Annotated in this window: 4 protein-coding genes and 1 pseudogene; 4 read left to right on the top strand and 1 reads right to left on the bottom strand. The window is 64.6% G+C overall.

Features of this window, described 5'->3' with window-relative positions; all coding sequences use genetic code 11:
* Positions 1 to 259 (bottom strand): annotated as a pseudogene (locus IU459_RS36570) (IS21 family transposase); the annotation flags it as partial.
* A gap of 257 nt (positions 260 to 516) precedes the next feature.
* Between IU459_RS36570 and IU459_RS36565 the strand changes: the two are divergent.
* The 4 genes from IU459_RS36565 (at position 517) to IU459_RS36550 (ending at position 4,917) form a co-directional block, all read left to right on the top strand.
* Positions 517 to 666 (top strand): hypothetical protein, encoded by a 150-nt coding sequence (locus tag IU459_RS36565; RefSeq protein WP_195134161.1) that lies wholly within the window; start codon positions 517 to 519, stop codon positions 664 to 666.
* Between the two features lie 47 nt (positions 667 to 713).
* Positions 714 to 1,853, top strand: a complete 1,140-nt coding sequence (locus tag IU459_RS36560) for a DUF4158 domain-containing protein (RefSeq protein WP_195134160.1) — start codon at positions 714 to 716, stop codon at positions 1,851 to 1,853.
* A 230-nt stretch (positions 1,854 to 2,083) separates the two neighbouring features.
* Complete coding sequence (locus tag IU459_RS36555; RefSeq protein ID WP_228839023.1) at positions 2,084 to 2,980, top strand: tyrosine-type recombinase/integrase; 897 nt, start codon at positions 2,084 to 2,086, stop codon at positions 2,978 to 2,980.
* Positions 2,977 to 4,917 (top strand): site-specific integrase, encoded by a 1,941-nt coding sequence (locus tag IU459_RS36550; RefSeq protein WP_195134159.1) that lies wholly within the window; start codon positions 2,977 to 2,979, stop codon positions 4,915 to 4,917. The genes IU459_RS36555 and IU459_RS36550 overlap by 4 nt, the downstream gene beginning before the upstream one ends.
* Positions 4,918 to 5,030: the final 113 nt, after the last annotated feature.

Below are 5,030 nucleotides of genomic sequence, written 5' to 3'. Positions count from 1 at the left end.
CGATGAACTCGCGATGCTGCTCGATCTCCGGCCACGTTGTCTGCCGCACCCTCGTATCGGCGATCTGCGGAAACCACTGCCGCACCAGCTCGCTCCACTCCGCGGGCGAGCGCTGCGGCCCGCCCGGCGACAACCCGGCCGCGATCGCCGGGTCCACATACTTCTTCACTGTTTTGCGGTCCAGCCCAAGGCTGGTCGCGATCTGGCTCTGCGAACGACCCGCATGCCAGTGAACCAAGATCTCGACGATATCGACCACGTCGAACGTTCTCCTCGCCAATACAGGCTCCCATCACCATCGAGCGATGGGAGCAGCCAACTCCTGCGAGGACCACACCGGCCGTGACCGCCTTCCCGCTGGGGAATTACGTGAACGCGGCCCTGCCCGAATACGTGAACGGAAAACCGCTTACCTGCGGATTTTCGTGAACGCTGACAGCAAGTTCGATCGGGGGTTCCGTGGGGGCGCGGTGCGGATCGTGCGTGTGACCGGGCGGCCGGTCGCGCAGGTTGCCCGTGAGCTGGGGGGTCAACGAGGGCATGCTGACGACCTGGGTGGCCCGCGACCGGCAGCAGCGCGACGGAGCAGCCGGTGACCAGCTCAGCGAGTCCGAACGCGAGGAGCTGTTGGGGGTCGGGGAGCAGATCCGCCCGATCCGGCGCTAAGGGCTGAAGATCGAACGGTGCTGGGCTGTAGGTGATTTCATGTCGGCGTGACCGATGAGGGTGGCTATGGCCGGTTTGGGGCGTTGTCTCGTTTTGAGCTGGAGCGGTTTTTCTATCTTGATGACGAGGACCGGAAGCTGGTCGCGGGTCGGCGTCGGGATTACAACCGGTTGGGGTTCGCGCTTCAGGTCGTGACGGTCCGGCAGCTCGGGATGTTCCTGGCCGATCCGCTCGACGTGCCGCCGGAGCTGGTCGACTATCTGGCCGAGCAGTTGGGGATCGAGGACTCCTCGTGTGTGAAGCGGTACACCGAGCGGGAGAAGACCAAACTCGAACATGCCTGGGAGATCCAGCGCGAGTACGGGTTGACCTCCTACAGCGAGGTCGAGCCGGAGTTGGCGGCGTGGGTCGCCGACCAGGCATGGGTGAGCGGTGACGGACCGAAAGCGATGTTCGCCGGCGCGGTCGACTGGCTACGCAAACACCAGGCGCTGCTGCCTGGTCTGCGCACTCTGGAACGTTTGGTCACCGATGGCCGGCAGGCCGCTGATCGGCGGTTGTGGGGTCAGCTGACCGATCAGCTGAGCGCCGGTTCGGCGTCGGCGCTGTTGGCGTTGCTGGCCGCGCCCGAGGGCAAGCGGCGTGTGAGCGAGCTGGAACGGCTTCGCCGGGGCGTGTTCCGGACCAGTTCCAAGGGGATGTTGGCGGCATTGGACCGCTTGGCCGAGCTGATCGCGGTGGGTGGGCAGTGCCTGGATGTGTCGATGGTTCCGCCGCGCCGGGTGATCGGGCTGGCCACCTACGGGTTGTCGAGCAAGGCTCCTGCGTTGCGGCGCCTCGAACCCCGTCAGCATCGGGTGGCGGTGATGGTGGCCACGGTGAAAGTGCTGACAGGCCGGGCGACCGATGACGTGCTGGAGTTGTTCGACCTGTTGATGGTCACGGATCTGATGTCGAAGGCCGAGCGGTCCTCGCGCGAGCAGAAGTTGCAGCGGTATCCGCGGGTTTCCCTGTTGACTGAACTACGAAAAGAACTTTCGCAGATGAGGGGCCGGGGCTGTCTGTTGGTCACTACGGTTCCGTCGCGTGATCGACAAGGAAGATCGGGATCTCGGGTCGTTGGTCGTGCCCCGGGTCGGGGCGCTGGTCGAGACCGGCACCGACTGGCAACCATGGCAGCTGCTTGACCCTGCCGGAGCCGGCGTCGGCTCGGTCGGGCGGTGGCTTCGGGAATTGCAGGCGGCAGGGAAATCTCAGGCGACGCAACGATCGTATGGAATGGATCTCCTACGCTGGTATCGGTTTCTGTGGGCGAATCGAGGTGCCCTGGAATCAAGCCACTCGCGCCGAGGCACGGGACTTCACGCGATGGATCCAGATCTGCGGCAAGCGTGGACCTGTGCGACCAGATGCGGGCATGCCGAATCCCGTGACGGGGAAGCCCACGCCGGGCGGGAACTACGCGGCGAGCACACGCGGGCACAGCGAAACGGTGCTGCGCGGGTTCTACGAATTCCACCGTGAGGCCGGGTCGGGGCCGATGATCAATCCGTTTCCTCTGGCCCGGCGCAACACTCGCCCGCACGCCCACCACAATCCGCTCGAACCGTTTCGCAATGAGCGATCGGGTCTGTATCGGCCGCGACCGGTCCGGCGGGTGCCGCGCAGCATCCCGGACGAGAAGTTCGACGAGCTGTTCGCACAGCTACCGTCGAACCGCGACCGGGCTCTCGTGGCGTTGTGGGTGTCCTCCGGAGTGCGGGCCTCGGAACTGCTGGGTGCACACCAGAGCGACGCAGATCCTGGACGGCAACTGATTACGGTGGTGCGCAAGGGAACTCGTGCTGTTCAGCAGGTTCCGGCCTCTGCGGACTCGTTCGTGTGGTTGCGGCTTTATCAAGCCGAGCTGCAGGGCCTCGTACCGTCCGACAGGGACGCACCGCTGTGGTGGACATTGCGTCGACCGTTACGCCCGCTGACCTATCACGCCGCGTATCGGATGTTCGTGCGGGCCAACACGGCGCTCGGAGCCAACTGGTCGTTGCACGATCTCCGCCACACGGCCGCCTACCGAATGGCCCGCGATCCTGAAATGCTGTTGACCGATGTTCAGTGGGTCCTCGGCCACGCGCACCTGACCACGACCCAGATTTATACGACTCCTCTGCCCGAGGACGTGATCGCCGACGTTCTCGCCCATTACCTGCGCCGACAGAACAAGAAGGCGTCGGCTCCGAGCGTGGAAGATTCCTCGTCGGCGCTGTCGTATCGGCAGGAGTCGCTGAACGTCTTGTTCGGGGAGGGCACCGCATGACCGTGACGACGAACGCGACGGCCGAGGTGACGCCGGTTCGCAGGCTGGGACCGGCAGCGGTCGCGCTGATGAAACAGTTCCCTCCACGCCGCATTCCAGCGCGATGGAAAACCACCGAGCAGCCGCGTGAGGTGGTGATGAGACGCTTGCTCGCACCGCCGTTCGTGCTCGAGCCCGTGCACTCACAGATGCGGCGCAAGGTCGCGCTCGGCAAGATCTTGCAGTGGCTGGAGCAGTTCCCAGGACAAACGTGGCAGGACCGGTGGCTGATCAGCGGCGCGGACGTCGCGGGCAATATCGGCTGGCGATACCTGGTGCGCGAATGGCTCAAGTCGGTCGGGATGGCCTACAGCCTCGAGCAAACCGAGTTCACCGCCCTGGGCAATGCGATTCTGGCGTTGATCAGCGGCGACGTGATCCGGCCCAGCCTGTCATGGCTGCTCAACCCAGGAACCGTGCAGATTCTGACCGCCGAGATTTCTCGCAGCCGCGATCCGGAAGGATTCGCTGCGATCGCTGAGGTCTGCCGCACCGATCCTGCCAACGCTCACACGAAATACATTGCGCTTCGGCGGATCGCCACCATCCTCGCCGCCAAGGGCGGCACCGTCCGCGACATCACGGTCGGAGACTGCGTGGAGCTGGTCGAGTTGCTCGCTGCCCCGCGCGGCGGCCGCCGTGACACCAGCGCCTACTTCTACCAGCTCCTGCACGCAGCTGGAGTGTTCCCCGATGCGGCTCCGTCCACGGTCCGGATCATCAGCAGTCAAGCACAGGGGCAGCTCAGCGTCGAGCAGTTGATCGACCGCTACAAGATCGAGTGCCGACCGGTGCGTGATCTGCTCGTGGACTACCTGCGCGAACGGCAACTTGCAGTCGACCACACTTCCCTTCGAGCTCTCGCGTTCGGGCTCGGGAAGCTGTTCTGGAAGGACCTCGAAGACCATCATCCCGGCATCGACTCGCTGCGCCTGCATCCTGATGTCGCCGCGGCCTGGAAGCAACGCGTCGCCATGAAGAAGGTGCGCACCAAAGATGCCGATGGCGACGTCATTGAGACCGAAACCCGCCGCGCCACTGGCGGATTGAACTATATGACGATGGTGCGAGCGTTCTACCTGGATCTGGCGCAATGGGCCATCGACGACCCGTCCCGCTGGGGCATATGGGCAGCGCCATGCCCGATCCGCGAGGATGAGCTGTCCCGGCGAAAAGACGCCGCACAACGCAAATCCCGCATGGACCAGCGCACCCGAGAACGACTTCCGGTCCTGCCCACGCTGGTCCGGACCGTCGACAATGAACGACGACTCACGGCCGAGCGGCTGGATGCGGCCCGCGCCGCAGCCCCCGGCGAAGAGTTCGTAGTCGCTGGGCAACGCCTTCGCCGGTCGGTCACAAAGAACATCCCGGCCAAAGTCTGGGCCGACGACCCGCAGACAGGGAAACGCCGAGACCTCACCCAGGAGGAACATCGAGCCTTCTGGGCTTGGGCGATCGTGGAGGTGCTGCGTCACACCGGAATTCGCGTTGAGGAACTGTCCGAACTGTCCCACCACAGCCTCGTCCAATACCGACTTCCCGGCAGCGGGGAACTCGTCCCGCTGCTGCACATCGCTCCCTCCAAGTCCGATGCCGAACGGCTACTGGTGATAGCCCCCGAACTCGCCGATGTCCTCAGCGCCGTCATCTGCCGCATCCGCGATGACAATGGAGCCGTCCCGCTGGTCGTGTCCTACGACGCTCATGAGCGCGTCTGGAACCCACCCATGCCGCTGCTGTTCCAACGGCACATCGGCGTCGAGAACCGGCCGATTCCCGTCGCGACCATCAGAGACCTGCTCAACGACGGACTCGCGCACACCGGACTCACCGACACCACAGGAAACCCGCTGAAATTCTCCCCCCACGATTTCCGTCGGTTTGTCCCCGCTTAGTTTGCGTGTTGCGATAAGCCCGAAAGGGGCGGGCGGCCTCTGTGTTTGGCTGTTGCGCCGGGGCGTGTGGCGTTTCTACTGTCGGCGTCCATGATCCTGAGCTTCTACTCGTC

The organism is Nocardia amamiensis, from assembly GCF_015477605.1.
Lineage (GTDB): Bacteria > Actinomycetota > Actinomycetes > Mycobacteriales > Mycobacteriaceae > Nocardia > Nocardia amamiensis_A.
This window is presented reverse-complemented; position numbering and strand designations above follow the sequence as displayed.

Coding starts and splice junctions, on each gene's coding strand:
- IU459_RS36555 (WP_228839023.1), top strand. CDS start 2,084: ATGCCGAATCCCGTGACGGGGAAGCCCACGCCGGGCGGGAACTACGCG.
- IU459_RS36550 (WP_195134159.1), top strand. CDS start 2,977: ATGACCGTGACGACGAACGCGACGGCCGAGGTGACGCCGGTTCGCAGG.